Source organism: Polaromonas sp. 39-63-25 (genome assembly GCF_002278925.1).
Classification (GTDB): Bacteria; Pseudomonadota; Gammaproteobacteria; order Burkholderiales; family Burkholderiaceae_C; genus Polaromonas.
Window position 1 is genome coordinate 627,032 of the sequence record NZ_NCJH01000006.1, and the last position, 14,776, is coordinate 641,807.

Below are 14,776 nucleotides of genomic sequence, written 5' to 3' on the forward strand. Positions count from 1 at the left end.
GCTGCCCATGCCAGAAAGCAAAACGGAATCCGCTCCAGACCGACCACTCTGGAAGACCTTTCTGGTCTTCCTCAGCCCGCTGGTCCTGACCAACATGTTGCAGGCCCTGTCGGGCACGCTCAACAACATCTATGTGGGGCAGATGCTGGGTGTCGCTGCACTGGCTGCCGTGGCCAGCTTTTTTCCCCTGCTGCTGTTTTTCATTTCCTTCGTGATCGGCCTGGGGGCAGGTGCGTCCGTTCTCATCGGCCAGGCCTGGGGCGCCAGAGATACTGAAAAGGTGCGTGCCATTGCCGGCACCGTGCTTTGCGCAGGCTTTTTGCTTGGCGTGGTGGTCGGGCTGTGCGGCATGTTGCTGGCCGAACCCATCATGCGCCTGCTGGGTACGCCGGCGGATGTACTGCCCCAGGCCATCGCCTATGCCCGGGTCATGATGGCTGCCTTGCCGCTGATGTTTGTCTCCATGCTGACGGCGGCCGTGCTGCGTGGCGTGGGCGATACCGTCACCCCCCTGTTGTCACTGGTGGTGTCTTCGACCATCATTCTCATGCTGACCCCGGCACTGATCCAGGGCTGGCTCGGCCTGCCGGCACTGGGCGTGACCGGCGGCGCCTGGGCGACGCTGGTGTCTGCGGCCATTGCCCTGCTCTGGGTGGCCCGGCACCTGCGACGGCGCGGTCGCACGCTCGCACCCGACAGGGATTTCTGGCGGCATGTACGCCTGGAGAAAAAATTCCTGAAGGCCGTCGTGCGGCTGGGCTTTCCCACCGGGCTGTTCTTCATCACCGGCTCGGTGGCGGACCTCGCCCTGCTGCGCCTGGTCAATGGCTACGGCTCCCATGCCACGGCCGCCTGGGGAGCCGTCAGCCAGGTCATGGCCTATGTCCAGTTTCCGGCCATCTCGATTGCGATTGCGGCGTCGGTGCTGGCGGCGCAGGCCATAGGCGCAGGGCGTCTGCACCAGATCGACAGCGTGACACGCGTCGGGCTGGGCATGAACATCGCCATCACCGGCGGTCTGGCAGTGGGCGTGCTGGTGTTTGCGCGGACCATCGTCGGGCTGTTCATCACCGACCCGGCGGTCGTCACGCTGGCGGCCGGACTGCTGCACATCACCGTGTGGGCCAGCCTGATTTTCGGCCTGGCCAGTGTGTTCACGTCCGTCATGCGCGCCAGCGGAACGGTGCTGGTGCCCACGCTCATCTCGCTGGGCTGCCTGAGCCTGTTGCTGTTCCCGCTGGGCTGGGCGTTCAGCCAGACCTTCGGGCTGCGCGGCATCTGGATGAGTTACCCGGCCACCTACGCGGTGGCACTGCTGCTGCAGACGGCCTACTTCTTCGTGGTCTGGAAGAAAAAACCCATCCTCAAAATGGTGTGAGTGGATCGCGCCCCGAACGCTAACGAATGCGCGGCGGCGCCTGCAACTGCTCGGGCGTGGTGAAGTAGGCGGCGGTGCTGCCCGCACGCGCCTTCGCTTGCGCCAGTTCGTGCCGTGCCACGGTGCGCAAATGTACTTCGTCGGGCCCGTCCATCAGGTGCAGGGCCCGGCCCCAGGTCCAGAAATAAGCCAGCGGGGTATCCGGTGACAGGCCCATGGCACCGAAGGCCTGCATGGCCCGGTCCACCACCCGCGTCTGCAACCGCGCAGCCACCACCTTGATGGCGGCCACGCGCGCGCGCAGTTGTGCCGCGTCGTCCTTGCCTTCGTCCAGCGCCCAGGCCGCATGAAGAATCAGCAGACGCGCCTGGTCGATCTCGATGCGCGATTCGGCGATCCATTCCTGCACGTTGGAAAAATCCGAAAGGTATTTGCCAAAGGCCTGGCGCTCCAGCGTGCGTTCCGTGGCCAATTCCAGTGCCAGCTCGCACTGGCCGATGGTGCGCATGCAGTGGTGCACCCGGCCCGGCCCGAGCCGTGCCTGTGCCATGGCAAAACCCTCGCCCCAGCCGCCCAGCAGGTGATCCAGCGGCACGCGTACGTCGCGGAGCAGGATTTCACAATGCCCTTCGGGCGCATGGTGGTGCACCACGGAAATATTACGCAACACCTGCAGCCCCGGCGTGTCCAGGGGCACCAGCACCATGCTGTGCCGGTGGTGCGCCCCGGCCAGGTCACCCTCGCCTGGCGCCTCGTCGTTGCGGCACATCACCACCAGCAGCCGGCAGTTCGGGTGCGCCGCACCCGTGATGAACCACTTGCGACCGTTGATCACCAGTTGCCCGCTCTCGCGCCGCACGGTGGTCTGCAGGTTGGTCGGGTCGGACGAGGCCACGTCCGGCTCGGACATCGCAAAGGCAGACCGGATGCGGCCTTCCAGCAAGGGCATCAGCCACTGCACGCGCTGCTCGGGCGTGGCAAAGCGGTGCAGCAGTTCCATGTTGCCGGTGTCGGGGGCGCTGCAGTTGAACACTTCCGCAGCCCAGGGCAGCCGGCCCATGGTTTCAGCCAGCGGCGCGTAGTCGAGGTGACCCAGGCGCGTGCCGGGTTCGTCCTCCTGCAGGCCGGGCAGAAACAGGTTCCACAAGCCCGCCTCGCGCGCCAGCGCCTTGAGGTCTTCGAGAAAAGGCGGTGGATAAATCCCCTCCTGCACCGAGCGATGCCAGGCCGCGTTGTAGGGCAGCAGGTACTGCTGCATGAAGGCTTCGAGCTGCTGGCGCAGAGCCAGTGCCCTGGGAGAGTGATTGAAGTCCATGAGGCATTGTGCGATTCGGGCCAGGCGCTGTCAGAACGCAGGCGACACCGCGCCCTTTACAGCCCGAGGGACTGGAAGATGCCGTCCATGCGTGCCTGCACCGCCGCATCCATGACGATGGGATGGCCCCATTCGCGCTGGGTTTCGCCCGGCCATTTGTTGGTCGCGTCCAGTCCCATCTTGCTGCCCAGGCCACTCACTGGCGAGGCGAAGTCCAGGTAGTCGATGGGGGTGTTTTCCATCAACATCGTGTCGCGCGCCGGGTCCATGCGGGTGGTCAGGGCCCAGATCACCTCGCGCCAGTCGCGCACGTCCACATCGTCATCCACCACAACCACGAACTTGGTGTACATGAACTGGCGCAGGTGGCTCCACACGCCCATCATCACGCGCCGTGCGTGGCCAGGGTAGGCCTTCTTGATGCGCACCAGGGCCATGCGGTAGCTGCACCCTTCGGGCGGCAGGTAGAAGTCGGTGATCTCGGGAAACTGCCTTTGCAGCAGGGGAATGAACAGCTCGTTCAGGGCCATGCCTAGCACAGCAGGCTCGTCCGGTGGTTTGCCGGTGTAGGTGGAGTGGTAAATCGGATCGCGCCGCAAGGTGATGCGGTCCACGGTGAACACCGGAAACGAGGCCTGCTCGTTGTAGTACCCGGTGTGGTCGCCGAACGGCCCTTCAAGCGCGTGCTGGTAGCCGCTGGGGTGGCCGGCATCCGGATAGATGTGGCCCTCGAGCACGATCTCGGAGGTGGCCGGCACGCGCAGGCCGCTGCCCAGCGCGCGCACGACGTCGGTACGCGCGCCACGGAGCAGGCCGGCGAACTGGTACTCGGACAGGCTGTCGGGCACCGGCGTCACCGCGCCGAGGATGGTAGCCGGATCGGCGCCCAGCGCCACGGCCACGGGATAGGGTTGGCCCGGATTCGCCGCGCCATGGTCGCGAAAATCGAGCGCTCCACCGCGATGCGCCAGCCAGCGCATGATGAGCTGGTTGCGTGAGAGCACCTGCTGGCGGTAAATGCCCAGGTTTTGCCGCGGCTTGTGCGGCCCCTGGGTGATGACCAGGCCCCAGGTGACTAGGGGCGCGACGTCGCCGGGCCAGCAGTGTTGCACCGGCAGGCGCGCCAGATCGACATCAGCACCTTCCCAGACCACCTCCTGGCAGGGCGCCGAACGCAATTCACGCGGTGCCATGTGCCACAAGGTCTTGAGCAGCCCGCCCAGACCGAGCATGTCTTTCAGGCCCTTGGGTGCTTCGGGTTCCTTGAGGGCGGCGAGCACCTCGCCAAAGGAACGCAGCGCGCGCAGGTCGCTCACACCCATGGCGCGCGCCACACGTGCCGGTGTGCCGAACAGGTTGGCCAGCACCGGCATGGTGTGTCCGGTGGGGCGCTCGAACAGCAGGGCCGGGCCACCGGCACGCAGGACGCGGTCGCACAGCGCCGTCATTTCCAGATACGGCGAGACGGGCTCGGCCACGCGGCGCAGGTCGCCGGTCAGCTCGAGCTGGGCCATGAAATCGCGCAGGTCGCGGTAACGCATGGCTCAGGACCCGTCGCTGGCGGGTGGTGTCTGACCGTCCCAGCGCACCGCCAACTGGTGGGGTAGGTCCAACAAGTCCAGCACACGCGCCACGCTGCCGTCCACCAACTCGGCCACCGACTGCGGGCGCTGGTAGAAAGCCGGCATGGGCGGGCAGATGATGGCGCCCATTTCGGTCACGCTGACCATGTTGCGCAGGTGGCCCAGGTGCAGCGGCGACTCGCGCACCATCAGCACCAGTCGCCGGCGCTCCTTGAGCACCACGTCGGCGGCGCGCGTGATGAGGTTGTCCGCCAGCCCGTGCGCCACGGCAGCCAGCGTGCGCATCGAACAGGGCGCCACCACCATGGCACTGCATAAAAAGGAGCCGCTCGCAATGCAGGCGCCCACATCGCGCGCGTCGTGCACCTGATCGGCCAGGGCTTCGACGGCGACGCGGCTCATGCCCTGCTCCTGGTCGAGGTTGCGCCAGCCCGCGTCGGACACCACCAAGTGGGTTTCGATCCCGGCCAGGGCATGAAGCACCTGCAACAGGCGTGTGCCGTACACCGCGCCGCTGGCCCCGGAGATCGCAACAATGATGCGCCGGGGTGGGCGCGCGCTGTCACCGGTGAGCATGTTCGTCCGCTCCTCTGGCGGCAACCCCGCCACCGGAAGTGGACGCACGCAGCGGCACCGCCAGCAGGTCGGCCGCCACACGCTCGAGCACCAGCGCCGCCTGCGCGGGATCGAAATCCTCATGCGTCCGCTTTTTGACGCCGTATTGCTGGAGTGGGTAATGCCGGTCGGCCGTGATGCCATGGCGCGCCAGCACGCTTTTGACGCACGCCAGCGGGCAGCCGTCGAGCGCGATGACGGGCCGCCCGGATCGCACGATTTTCATCAGATGGGGCACGTCGCCACCCACCCCGGCAATGCAGGACATCTCGGCCACGCCGCGCCGGTCCAGCTGCAGCGCCACCTGGTTGGCCAGCTGCGCGGCGCTGGAGCATCCCGAACAGGAATACACCAGCGGCAAACCGTGCCTATCCTCAGTCATGGCGGTTACCTGCATGCTGACGCGGGCCGACACCGGCCGACCGCTGCCGTGGACCCAGGCGCGCCAGCAACTGGAGCGGCGTCCACTGCTGCAGGTCGAGCACCGGCAACTCCAGGGCATCAAGCGCGTTCTTGACGACCAGGCCCAGTTCGGTGTCGCCCTCCATGGCGAGGCGACGGCTGAAAAAAAGCGTGTCCGGATCTTCCTGGCGCTGCGCCAGGCGCATGAAATCGTGGGCGCTGGCACTGATGGCCAGGTCGGTGGCCTGCTGGCGGGGGCAGGCGACGAAGCGCTGCCCGGTCCAGGAAAAGTCAAAGGTCAGGCGCGCGTCACGCACATGAATGCGCAGCTTTCTGTGCAGTAACAGGCGGCCCACGTCGGCCGGCAGCTGGTGCGCCAGGCCCAGGTTGAGCGCGCTCACCAGTAGCACCGAGCCGGGATAAGCCGGCAGGCGCTCCAGCAGCGACCCGAGGGCCGGCGGCAATGCCAGGGGAGGAGATGAGGAAAGGGGTTTCATGGGGGTCCGCAAAGTCAGGCCACATACAGCAGCACGGTGATGAAGTGGCAGATGCTGCCGCCGAGCACAAACAGGTGCCACAGACCGTGGCCATGGCGCAGCTTGTGGTCGGTGGCGTAAAAACCAATGCCCAGGGTGTAGCAGGCACCGCCCGCGGCCAGCCAGGCAAAGCCCGGGGGCGTCAGGGCGGTCCACAAGGGCGACGCCGCCACCAGCGCCAACCAGCCCATCAGCACATAAATGACCAGTGACAGCACACGCGCGCCCTTGGCCAGCCAGATTTCCTGCACGATGCCCAGCAGCGCCAGGCTCCACACCACGCCCAGCAAGGACCAGCCCCAGGCGCCGCGCAGAGACACCAGCGCGAATGGCGTGTAGCTGCCTGCGATCAGCAGGTAGATCGAACAATGGTCGAACTTGCGCAGCACGTTTTTGGCGCGGCCGCGTATGCTGTGATACAGCGTGGAAAAGACGTACAGCGCCACCAGCATGGCGCCGTAGATGCTGAAGCTCACAATTTTCCAGGGATCACCAACGAAGCTGGCGGGCACGATCAGTGCGACCGAACCCGCCACCGCCAGCCCGGCGCCGACGAGGTGGCTGATGCTGTTGAAACGTTCACCGTGGTACATCGTTGTCAGCCCTCAGCCAGCTACCGCGGAGGCCACCTGCTCCAGCCCGGGGCGGCCGTGCCAGTAGCCATTGCAGCCCTTCTCCGGCATGAGGGGCTGCATGCGCGCCAGCGCCTCCTGAGGCGTCAGTACCTGCTTGCGTGCTGCATCGAACAGGGCGATCACCTCGGCCATGTGCTGCGCCTGCGGACTCAGGCGCACCACATCCACGCCCGCGAAACGCATGTCCTCCAGCGCATCGACCAGGTTGTAGACCCGGGCCGACTGGGTCTGCGTGCCGTTGAGCACCAGGAACTCCTCGCTCTCGCGGGTCCTGAGCATCAGGCCGTCCGGGTGATCGAGGCAACTGAAGCGGCAGTCGTCCTTGGGCAGGTTGCGCTGCCGCGCGGTAAAGCAGCGCGCCGAGTAGGCCAGCGGCATGCGGCCGTAGGCAAACACCTCGGTTTCCAGACCGGGCGGGCGGTCCTGCTGCAGCAGCGCAAGATCACCCTGCTTCATCTCCAGCGGCATGACCCAGCGGCTCGCGCCCAGCGAGGCCATCCACTGCAACGACGCCGGGTTGTACAGGTTGAGATGCGGGCCGGCCACAAACGGCAGCTTGCCGGCCAGGCGGTGGACGGCGCCCATGTCGTTGGCCTCGACGCGGAAATCGCCATTGGCCGTGATCCTGTGCATAGTGCCCACATCGCTGCCCGACTCCAGCAGCACCTGGGTCGAGAGCACCACCTCCTTGCCGGAAGCGCGCAGGCGGGCCGCGATGTCCAGCCAGTCGGCCAGGCGCAACTCATGGCGCCGCGAACAGACGGTCTCGCCGAGATAGACAACATCCACCGGTGTCCCGGCGACCGCGTCGTAGAAATTGAAGACAGTTTCCCGCTGCCAGTAATACAGCAGCGGGCCCAAGGCGATTTTCATGGTGCGGGTTTCCGTCATTTCCAGGGCCGGTGATAGGCGCCCAGCGTGTGCTGCTGGCCCTCGGCCACCTGGTCGAGGCTGGCCATCCAGCTGGTTTTCGGTGCATAGCGATGCGGGTTGGCGACGCAATGGTCGATCGCCTCGCGCCAGACCCGCGTCACCTGCGCTACATAAGCGAGGCTGCGCTGGCGCCCCTCGATCTTGATGGCGCGCACACCCATCTTCATGAGCTGGGGCAGAAGTTCGAGCGTGTTCAGGCTGGCGGGCTCCTCGATGGCGTAATAACTCTCGTCATCACCCACATCGAAGCGCCCCTTGCAAAGCGTGGGGTAGCCGGCATTTTCCCCGCTGGCATAACGGTCGATCAACACACCGCCCAGACGCGATTCCAGACCCTGCGGTGTTTCCTGCCAACGCACGGACTTGGCCGGCGAACACACGCCGTGTGTATTGGGCGACTCGCCCGTCACATAGGACGACAGCGCGCAGCGCCCCTCCACCATCACACACAGGCTGCCGAAACCGAACACCTCGATTTCCACCGGCGTCTTGTCGATGACCTGCCGCACCTGTTCCAGCGACAACACACGCGGCAGCACCGCGCGAACGACGCCGAACTGCTCGCGGTAGAAGTTGATCGCCTCGTAATTGGTGGCCGAACCCTGTACCGACAGGTGCAGGCGCAGCGCCGGATAACGGGAAGCGGCGTACTGCATGAGCCCGGGGTCGGCGAGGATCACGGCATCCACCCCCAAGTCCACAGCCTGGTCGAGCGCCGCGCGCCAGGGACCGGGGTTGGCGGCCTGCGGATAGGTGTTGAGCGCCATGAAGACCTTGCAGCCGCGCTCGTGGGCATAACGGATGCCCGCGGCAATGGCGGCCTCGTCGAAATTGAGGCCGGCAAAGTTGCGTGCGTTGGTTGCGTCGCGCAGGCCCAGGTAGACACAGCTGGCGCCGTTGTCCACCGCGGCCTTCAGGGCCGGCAGGCTGCCGGCCGGGCAGACCAGTTCCGGAGGGGCTGAAGGGGACAGGGCAGGTTCGGCAAGAGGTGTAGAGGTGGTCATGCGGGTGGCGATCGGACGTCGGGCCCCGAACGGAGCCGTCACAGCGCACGACCATACGCCGATCCATCCGGATACTTTCTGATCCCCGTCAAGAAATGGGCTCAAGGACCTCGGGGCCGATCGTTGCAAGTGGGCTCTCCAACGCCTGACCTTCCGGCGTGAAGCAGAGTCGACTGCCAGAGCAAGGCATGGGGGGCGTCATCAAGGCAATTGACCTGGATCAATAGGGGCATTGTCGTCATGAGCCATGCCTCTGCCCCCGCCGCGCTCGATATCCGCGCCCTTGCGCCCCGCGAGCGACATCCCCTGATCTTCTCGACCTTCAGCCAACTCCGCGCTGGCCAGGCCATGGAATTGATCAACGACCATGACCCGCAGCCGCTGCATCACCAGTTCCAGGCCGAATGGCCGGGCAAGTTCAGCTGGGCTTACCTGGAACAGGGACCGGCGACCTGGCGCGTGGCCATCACCCGACTGTCATCCGCTCACAGCGACGGCCAATGCTGCGGCTCCTGCGGCGGCGCCTGACCCCCCTTTAAAGAAACCAGAAGGAATTCGCGATGAAAAACAACAACATGCTGTGGCGCTGGCTCGGCTTCATCTTTGTCCTGTCGTTCGGAGCACTGGGTTACCTCGGCGTGCAGATCTACCTGACAGCCCCGCCCATCCCCAAGGCCGTCGTCACCACGTCGGGCGAGGTTCTTTTCACCGGCGAGCAGGTCCAGAATGGCCAGCAGGTCTGGCTGGCCAGCGGCGGCCAGCAGCAAGGCAGTGTCTGGGGCCACGGCGCCTATCTGGCGCCGGACTGGTCGGCCGACTGGCTGCACCGGGAAGCAACGGCGCTCCAGACCATCCATACGCAGGCCTTGCGCAAGGATCCCTCGGCCATCACAGCATCCGACCGCGGCGCGGTCGATGCTGCGCTGAAGGAGGAAATGCGGCGCAACACCTATGACCCCACCAGCGAAACCGTCACCGTGTCACGCGACCGTGCACAGGCGATCCGCGAAGTGGCGAGTCACTACAACGCCCTGTTCGGCAGTGACGTGCAGCTGGACAAACTGCGTGACCAGTACGCGATGACAGGCAACCTGCTGCCGGATGCGGCGGATCGCCAGGCCCTCGCAGCCTTCTTCTTCTGGACGTCCTGGGCCGCGACCACCGACCGGCCCGGCGAGGAAAACCTGTCTTACACCAGCAACTGGCCGCATGAGCCCCTGGTGGGCAACAAGATGACCGACTCGGCCGCGATCTGGTCGATGGTCAGCATCGTCTTGCTGCTCGGTGCCATCGCCGCCATGTTGTGGCTGCACGGCAGCCAGCGGCATGAGCCGGAGGCCCTGCCGCCCAAGGCCGACCCTTTGCTGGGCGCGGTCGCCACCCCCTCGATGAAGGCCACGCGCAAGTACTTCTTCGCCGTGGTCGGTCTCATGCTGCTGCAGATCGCCATGGGCGTGGTCACGGCGCACTACGCCGTCGAAGGCCAGTCCTTCTTCGGCCTGCCGCTGGCCCAGGTGTTGCCTTATGTGGTGAGCCGGACGGTGCATACCCAAGTCGGCATCTTCTGGATCGCCACCGCCTGGCTGGCCACCGGCCTGTACATCGCCCCCCTGCTGTCGGGCCGCGAACCCCAGCTGCAAAAGCTCGGCGTGGACGTTCTGTTCTGGGCGCTGATTGCCATCGTGGTCGGCTCCACCGTGACCGGCTGGCTGGGCACGCTGCAGCACCGCGGTGTGGACTTCAGCTTCTGGGTCGGAAACCAGGGGCTGGAATTCACCAGCATGGGCCGTGTCTGGCAAATCCTGCTGTTCGTGGGTCTGCTGTTCTGGGTGTTTCTGCTCGGCCGCGCCCTCTGGCCGGCGCTGAAGAAACCTTCGGAAACCCGCGGCCTGATCGCCATGGTCTTCCTGTCGGCCACCTGCATCGGCGGCTTCTACGCGACATCGCTGACCTGGGGCCAGAACACGCACTACTCGATGGTCGAGTACTGGCGCTGGTGGCTGGTCCACCTGTGGGTGGAAGGTTTCTTCGAGGTGTTCGCCACCGCCGTGGTCGCGCTGATCTTCACCAAGCTGGGACTGGTTCGCACTGAAAGTGCCAACCGCGCCATCATCGCCGAGACCATCGTGTTCCTGTTCGGCGGCATCCTGGGCACGCTGCATCACCTCTATTTCACCGGTACACCCACCTCGGTGATCGCCGTCGGTGCGGTGTTCTCTGCGCTGGAAGTCGTGCCCCTGACGCTGATCGGCCTGGAAGCCCTGCAGACCTACCGGCGTTCCAAAGCCCTGCCCTGGCTGGCTGCCTACAAATGGCCTGTCATGTGTTTTGTCGCGGTCGGTTTCTGGAACACCGTCGGTGCCGGCCTGCTCGGCTTTGCCATCAACCCGCCGGCCTCGCTCTACTATGTGCAGGGCCTGAACATGACCGCAGCCCATGGTCACGCCGCCCTGTTCGGTGTCTACGGCATGCTCGGCATCGGCCTGATGCTGTTCTGCCTGCGCGGCCTGTATGCGCGCCACCTCCATGCCGACAACATCCTGAAGCCTGCCTTCTGGAGCCTGAACATCGGCTTGGCGATGATGGTCTTCCTGTCCCTGCTGCCAGCCGGCATTTACCAGGCTTGGGCCAGCGTGAGCAAAGGCCTGTGGTACGCCCGCTCGCCGGAAATCATCCACTCGCCCGTGATGGAAACGCTGGTCTGGATGCGGGTACCCGGCGACATCCTGTTCGCCATCGGGGCGGCCCTGCTGGCCTGGTATGCCCTGCGCCTGTTGCGGCGCCCCGCGGTTCAACCCGCGAGCGCCCTCACCGCCAAGGCGGTGGCCGGCCTCTGACCTCCCTCGCAAGGCCGGCCGCGTCGGCCTTGCGTCCCTTTCCCCGATTTTTTATTGGAGTTTTCATCATGAGCGAGATCCAGCCCCTCCACAACGTCCACCCCTTCGACGCCCGCGGTGTTGCCAAACGCTTCCGCCACGCGGCCATCTTCGGCGCCCTGGAAAGCCTGAACCCCGGGGAAACCATGCGTTTCGTCAACGACCACAACCCCCTGCCGCTGCTGGGCCAACTGCAGCAGGCCTTCGGCGAAAAGCTGGGCATCACCTATGTGCGGCGCGAACCGGGGGAAATCGTGATCGACTTCCAGGTACGCGGCTGAGGCCTTACATTCACCCCATGAAACTCACCGCCTTTACCGACTACAGCTTGCGTGTGCTGATCTACCTGGCCGCGCAGCCCCAAAAACGCGCCACGATTGCCGAAATCGCGACCTCATTCGCCGTGTCGGAAAATCACTTGACCAAGGTGGTGCACCTGCTCGGCAAAAACGGCTGGCTGGCCAATGTACGCGGCAAGGGCGGCGGGCTCGAACTGGCCATGCCGCCCGAACTGGTCGGCGTCGGCGCGGTGGTGCGCCAGACCGAGGGCGCGGCGGTGGTAGCCGAATGTTTTTCTGATGAGGCCAACCATTGCGCGATCACACGCATCTGCCGGCTGCGCGGTGTACTCGGTGAGGCGGTCGAGGCCTTCTACACCGTGCTGGACCGCTACACCCTGGCCGACCTGGTCCAGAACCGCCAGGCGCTGGCCAAGGTGCTGTTTCTCGACAGAACTCCGCCCACGCCGGCGGCAAAACACGCCGCATGAGTGCTGATGCCGGAGCTGCCATGACTGAGCCCAGAGCGCCATTCCCCTATGAAGGCCCTGAGGCGCTGCGCCAGCCCCTGGTGGCGGCACTGACGCGGGTGGTCGATCCGGAGGTTGCCATGAGCATCGTCGATGTCGGGCTCATCTATGGCGTCACCGTGAGCGCCGAGAAACTGCATGTCCGGCTGACCATGACATCCGCCGCGTGCCCGGTCGCCGATCTCATCATCGACGAGGTCGAAACCGAGCTGGACCGCGTGGCACCGCCGGAATTGCTGATTGAAGTGGAACTGGTGTGGGAACCGCCCTGGTCCGCCGACCGGATGAGCGAGCGCGCCAGGCGCTTCATGCAGTGGTGAAAACATCGCACCGACCCAGGCCCCCGCAACGCCAGACGGCACCGCGGTGGATCACCCTGGCCGTGCGGCCACTGCTGCTGGCAGGGGTCGCTCTGTCGCTGCTGGCCGGCATCACAGGCGGCCTGCTGCGCGCTGGTGTGGCCCTTCCCGCCCTGCCGGATGCCACCTGGCCCGGCCAGGCGGCGCTGGCCCATGCGGCTTTGATGATCTGCGGTTTTCTCGGCACCGTCATCGGCATCGAACGGGCCGTGGCCGTCAAGCTGCGCGCCGCTTTCCTTGCGCCGCTGGCCTCGGGTGCAGGTGGCGCGCTCCTGCTGCTGGGTCAACCCGGGCCGGGCGCGTGGCTGATCGTGGCCGCAGCCGCCATCTTCACCGCGGTCAACATCGTGATCGTGCGGCGCCAGCGCGCCGCCCACACCTGGCTGCTGCTGGTCGCTGCAGGCGCGTGGCTGGCCGGCAACCTGCTGTTCGCCACGGGCCAAGGCAGCGTTGCGACGCTGCCCTGGTGGTTCGCCTTTCTCGTGATGACCATCGCCGCCGAGCGCCTGGAAATGACGCGGCTGATGCGCCGGCGACCCGCCGCAGAACTGTCGCTGCAGGCCGTGCTGGCGGCGCTGCTCGCGGGCGCGGCCTGGTCCGCCCTGGCACCGGTCGCCGGCGGGCTGTTGTACGGCACAGCGCTGACCCTGCTGGCGCTGTGGCTGGCGGTCTTCGACATTGCCCGTCACACCGTAAGGGCGCACGGACTGAGCCGTTACATGGCGGTTTGCCTGCTAGGCGGCTACGCCTGGCTGGCCGTGGCGGGCGTTGCGTGGGCTGCCACCGCCCTGGGCCTGCCCCTGCGCGACGCCGCACTGCACGCCCTCGGCCTGGGCTTCATCGTCAGCATGATGATGGGCCATGCACCGGTCATCCTGCCGGCCATTGCACGCGTCAAGCTGCAGTTCGGCGCCTTTTTCTACGTGCCGCTGGCCGTGTTGCACCTCTCGCTTCTGCTGCGCCTGGTCGCTGGAATGGCAGGTGACCCGCTGCACAGCACCGGTGCCCTCCTCAATGCTGCCGCAATCGCGCTGTTTGCGGCCACCATCGCCGGCGCTGCCGTCGCCTGGCGCATCCAGCACGGCGGGCCCGACGCCCCGCCCACCCGAAAGACATCCTCATGACACCATTGAGCAAAATCGCAGAACCTCCCCGCCCTTCACCAGCACCTGCCGGCTGGGCCCTCTGGGACCTCGGCTTTCGTCCGTTTTACCTGCTGGCCAGCACCTTCGCCGCCTTGTCCATCGGCCTGTGGGCGCTGCAATTCACCGGCTGGCTGGGCCTGCCCTACCTGCAGGGGCCGATGTGGCATGCCCACGAGATGCTGTTCGGCTTCGCCCTGGCCGTGGTCGTTGGTTTCCTGTTCACGGCCGGTCGCAACTGGTCGAACCGGCCGACGCCCACCGGCTGGCCGCTGGCCGCGCTGGCGGCCCTGTGGGTGGCGGGCCGGGTGTTGGTCCTCACGCCATTCGGCTGGGCGGCGCTACTTGCCAATGTCGCTTTCCCGCTTGCAGCCGCCATCGCGCTGGCGATTCCCTTCATCGCCGCGCGCAATCGCCGCAACTACTTTTTTGTCGGCTTGCTGCTGCTGATGTCGGCAGCCGTGCTCGGCATTCACCTGGCACAACTCGGCGTCGTGCAGCTTCCGGGCTGGGTCGGCATCCAGCTCGCCCTCGACGTCATGCTGTTCATCATGGCCGTGATGGGCGGCCGTGTGATTCCCATGTTCACCAACAACGGCGTCCCGGGCGCCCATGCCACACGTCAGCCCCTGCTGGAGAAAGCCGCGCTGGGCAGCGTGCTGGTGCTGCTGCTGGCCGACGCCGTGCAACTGCAGGGCGCGTGGCTGGCCGCCGTGGCGGGCGCATGCGCGATGGCCCACCTTGCCCGCTGGAGCCTGTGGCGCCCCTGGAAGACCGGGCGTGCGCCACTGGTCTGGGTGTTGCAGGTCGCCTACTTCTGGATCCCGGTGCATCTCGTGCTGCGCGCCCTGGCTGCAGCGGGATGGGTAACCCCTTCGCTGGCCACACACGCGCTGACGGTGGGCGCCATCGGCGGCCTCATTATCGGCATGATGACGCGTACCGCTCGCGGCCACACCGGCCGGCCGTTACGGGCCGACCGCAGCGATGTGGCCTGTTATGTCCTTGTCCTGTTCGCGGCGCTGGTCCGCGTGTTCATGCCGCTCGCTGTCCCGGCCTGGATCATCGAGGCCACGCTGTTGTCGGCCGCACTGTGGTCGGCCGGCTTTGCGCTCTATGCCGTGCGCTACTGGCCGGTGCTGACGCGACCGCGTATTGACGGGCAGGCAGGCTGACTGCAGGCGCTTTAC

Annotated in this window: 16 protein-coding genes; 8 read left to right on the forward strand and 8 right to left on the reverse strand. The window is 66.3% G+C overall.

The window, feature by feature from the left end:
- The first annotated feature begins 7 nt into the window (after positions 1–7).
- Positions 8–1,378 (forward strand): MATE family efflux transporter, encoded by a 1,371-nt coding sequence (locus B7X65_RS09480; protein WP_293594037.1) that lies wholly within the window; start codon positions 8–10, stop codon positions 1,376–1,378.
- Positions 1,379–1,397: 19 nt separating this feature from the next.
- Here B7X65_RS09480 and B7X65_RS09485 read toward each other — a convergent pair whose 3' ends face one another.
- From B7X65_RS09485 to B7X65_RS09520, 8 genes are read right to left on the reverse strand one after another with little or no spacing between them, the layout of a single operon-like run.
- On the reverse strand, positions 1,398–2,693 hold the full coding sequence (locus B7X65_RS09485; RefSeq protein ID WP_293594038.1) for an acyl-CoA dehydrogenase family protein: 1,296 nt from the start codon (positions 2,691–2,693) through the stop codon (positions 1,398–1,400).
- Between the two features lie 56 nt (positions 2,694–2,749).
- A complete protein-coding gene (ubiD, locus tag B7X65_RS09490) occupies positions 2,750–4,234 on the reverse strand; it encodes a 4-hydroxy-3-polyprenylbenzoate decarboxylase (protein ID WP_293594039.1) in 1,485 nt (494 codons plus the stop codon).
- Between the two features lie 3 nt (positions 4,235–4,237).
- Entirely contained in the window at positions 4,238–4,852 is a 615-nt protein-coding gene (locus B7X65_RS09495; RefSeq protein WP_293594040.1) for a UbiX family flavin prenyltransferase, read from the reverse strand.
- Positions 4,839–5,273 carry a putative zinc-binding protein gene (locus B7X65_RS09500; RefSeq protein WP_293594041.1) on the reverse strand — a complete coding sequence of 145 codons (435 nt, stop codon included), beginning with the start codon at positions 5,271–5,273 and terminating at the stop codon, positions 4,839–4,841. The genes B7X65_RS09495 and B7X65_RS09500 overlap by 14 nt, the downstream gene beginning before the upstream one ends.
- Complete coding sequence (locus B7X65_RS09505) at positions 5,266–5,790, reverse strand: SCP2 sterol-binding domain-containing protein (RefSeq protein ID WP_293594042.1); 525 nt, start codon at positions 5,788–5,790, stop codon at positions 5,266–5,268. The genes B7X65_RS09500 and B7X65_RS09505 overlap by 8 nt, the downstream gene beginning before the upstream one ends.
- 14 nt (positions 5,791–5,804) lie before the next feature.
- Entirely contained in the window at positions 5,805–6,422 is a 618-nt protein-coding gene (locus B7X65_RS09510) for a hemolysin III family protein (RefSeq protein WP_293594043.1), read from the reverse strand.
- Between the two features lie 12 nt (positions 6,423–6,434).
- Complete coding sequence (locus B7X65_RS09515) at positions 6,435–7,337, reverse strand: U32 family peptidase (RefSeq protein WP_293594044.1); 903 nt, start codon at positions 7,335–7,337, stop codon at positions 6,435–6,437.
- Positions 7,338–7,351: 14 nt separating this feature from the next.
- The gene (locus B7X65_RS09520; protein ID WP_293594045.1) at positions 7,352–8,401 is read right to left on the reverse strand and encodes a peptidase U32 family protein; all 1,050 of its coding nucleotides are present in this window, start codon (positions 8,399–8,401) and stop codon (positions 7,352–7,354) included.
- A 240-nt stretch (positions 8,402–8,641) separates the two neighbouring features.
- On the opposite strand from B7X65_RS09520, the gene B7X65_RS09525 reads away from it, so the two are divergent.
- The 7 genes from B7X65_RS09525 (at position 8,642) to B7X65_RS09555 (ending at position 14,761) form a co-directional block, all read left to right on the forward strand.
- The gene (locus B7X65_RS09525) at positions 8,642–8,929 is read left to right on the forward strand and encodes a DUF2249 domain-containing protein (RefSeq protein WP_293594046.1); all 288 of its coding nucleotides are present in this window, start codon (positions 8,642–8,644) and stop codon (positions 8,927–8,929) included.
- A gap of 32 nt (positions 8,930–8,961) precedes the next feature.
- A complete protein-coding gene (locus B7X65_RS09530; RefSeq protein WP_293594047.1) occupies positions 8,962–11,238 on the forward strand; it encodes a nitric-oxide reductase large subunit in 2,277 nt (758 codons plus the stop codon).
- A 68-nt stretch (positions 11,239–11,306) separates the two neighbouring features.
- Positions 11,307–11,558 carry a DUF2249 domain-containing protein gene (locus tag B7X65_RS09535; RefSeq protein ID WP_293594048.1) on the forward strand — a complete coding sequence of 84 codons (252 nt, stop codon included), beginning with the start codon at positions 11,307–11,309 and terminating at the stop codon, positions 11,556–11,558.
- 17 nt (positions 11,559–11,575) lie between these two features.
- Positions 11,576–12,046 (forward strand): Rrf2 family transcriptional regulator, encoded by a 471-nt coding sequence (locus tag B7X65_RS09540; protein WP_293594049.1) that lies wholly within the window; start codon positions 11,576–11,578, stop codon positions 12,044–12,046.
- A gap of 20 nt (positions 12,047–12,066) precedes the next feature.
- Complete coding sequence (locus B7X65_RS09545; protein WP_293594050.1) at positions 12,067–12,405, forward strand: metal-sulfur cluster assembly factor; 339 nt, start codon at positions 12,067–12,069, stop codon at positions 12,403–12,405.
- Entirely contained in the window at positions 12,402–13,568 is a 1,167-nt protein-coding gene (locus B7X65_RS09550; RefSeq protein ID WP_293594051.1) for a hypothetical protein, read from the forward strand. Before B7X65_RS09545 ends, B7X65_RS09550 begins: the two co-directional genes overlap by 4 nt.
- The gene (locus B7X65_RS09555; protein ID WP_293594052.1) at positions 13,565–14,761 is read left to right on the forward strand and encodes an NnrS family protein; all 1,197 of its coding nucleotides are present in this window, start codon (positions 13,565–13,567) and stop codon (positions 14,759–14,761) included. Before B7X65_RS09550 ends, B7X65_RS09555 begins: the two co-directional genes overlap by 4 nt.
- Positions 14,762–14,776: the final 15 nt, after the last annotated feature.

What these genes read in the sequence shown, in the direction of transcription:
- B7X65_RS09480 (WP_293594037.1), top strand. Translation starts at nt 8, where the DNA reads ATGCCAGAAAGCAAAACGGAATCCGCTCCAGACCGACCACTCTGGAAG.
- B7X65_RS09485 (WP_293594038.1), bottom strand. Translation starts at nt 2,693, where the DNA reads ATGGACTTCAATCACTCTCCCAGGGCACTGGCTCTGCGCCAGCAGCTC.
- ubiD (WP_293594039.1), bottom strand. Translation starts at nt 4,234, where the DNA reads ATGCGTTACCGCGACCTGCGCGATTTCATGGCCCAGCTCGAGCTGACC.
- B7X65_RS09495 (WP_293594040.1), bottom strand. Translation starts at nt 4,852, where the DNA reads ATGCTCACCGGTGACAGCGCGCGCCCACCCCGGCGCATCATTGTTGCG.
- B7X65_RS09500 (WP_293594041.1), bottom strand. Translation starts at nt 5,273, where the DNA reads ATGACTGAGGATAGGCACGGTTTGCCGCTGGTGTATTCCTGTTCGGGA.
- B7X65_RS09505 (WP_293594042.1), bottom strand. Translation starts at nt 5,790, where the DNA reads ATGAAACCCCTTTCCTCATCTCCTCCCCTGGCATTGCCGCCGGCCCTC.
- B7X65_RS09510 (WP_293594043.1), bottom strand. Translation starts at nt 6,422, where the DNA reads ATGTACCACGGTGAACGTTTCAACAGCATCAGCCACCTCGTCGGCGCC.
- B7X65_RS09515 (WP_293594044.1), bottom strand. Translation starts at nt 7,337, where the DNA reads ATGAAAATCGCCTTGGGCCCGCTGCTGTATTACTGGCAGCGGGAAACT.
- B7X65_RS09520 (WP_293594045.1), bottom strand. Translation starts at nt 8,401, where the DNA reads ATGACCACCTCTACACCTCTTGCCGAACCTGCCCTGTCCCCTTCAGCC.
- B7X65_RS09525 (WP_293594046.1), top strand. Translation starts at nt 8,642, where the DNA reads ATGAGCCATGCCTCTGCCCCCGCCGCGCTCGATATCCGCGCCCTTGCG.
- B7X65_RS09530 (WP_293594047.1), top strand. Translation starts at nt 8,962, where the DNA reads ATGAAAAACAACAACATGCTGTGGCGCTGGCTCGGCTTCATCTTTGTC.
- B7X65_RS09535 (WP_293594048.1), top strand. Translation starts at nt 11,307, where the DNA reads ATGAGCGAGATCCAGCCCCTCCACAACGTCCACCCCTTCGACGCCCGC.
- B7X65_RS09540 (WP_293594049.1), top strand. Translation starts at nt 11,576, where the DNA reads ATGAAACTCACCGCCTTTACCGACTACAGCTTGCGTGTGCTGATCTAC.
- B7X65_RS09545 (WP_293594050.1), top strand. Translation starts at nt 12,067, where the DNA reads ATGACTGAGCCCAGAGCGCCATTCCCCTATGAAGGCCCTGAGGCGCTG.
- B7X65_RS09555 (WP_293594052.1), top strand. Translation starts at nt 13,565, where the DNA reads ATGACACCATTGAGCAAAATCGCAGAACCTCCCCGCCCTTCACCAGCA.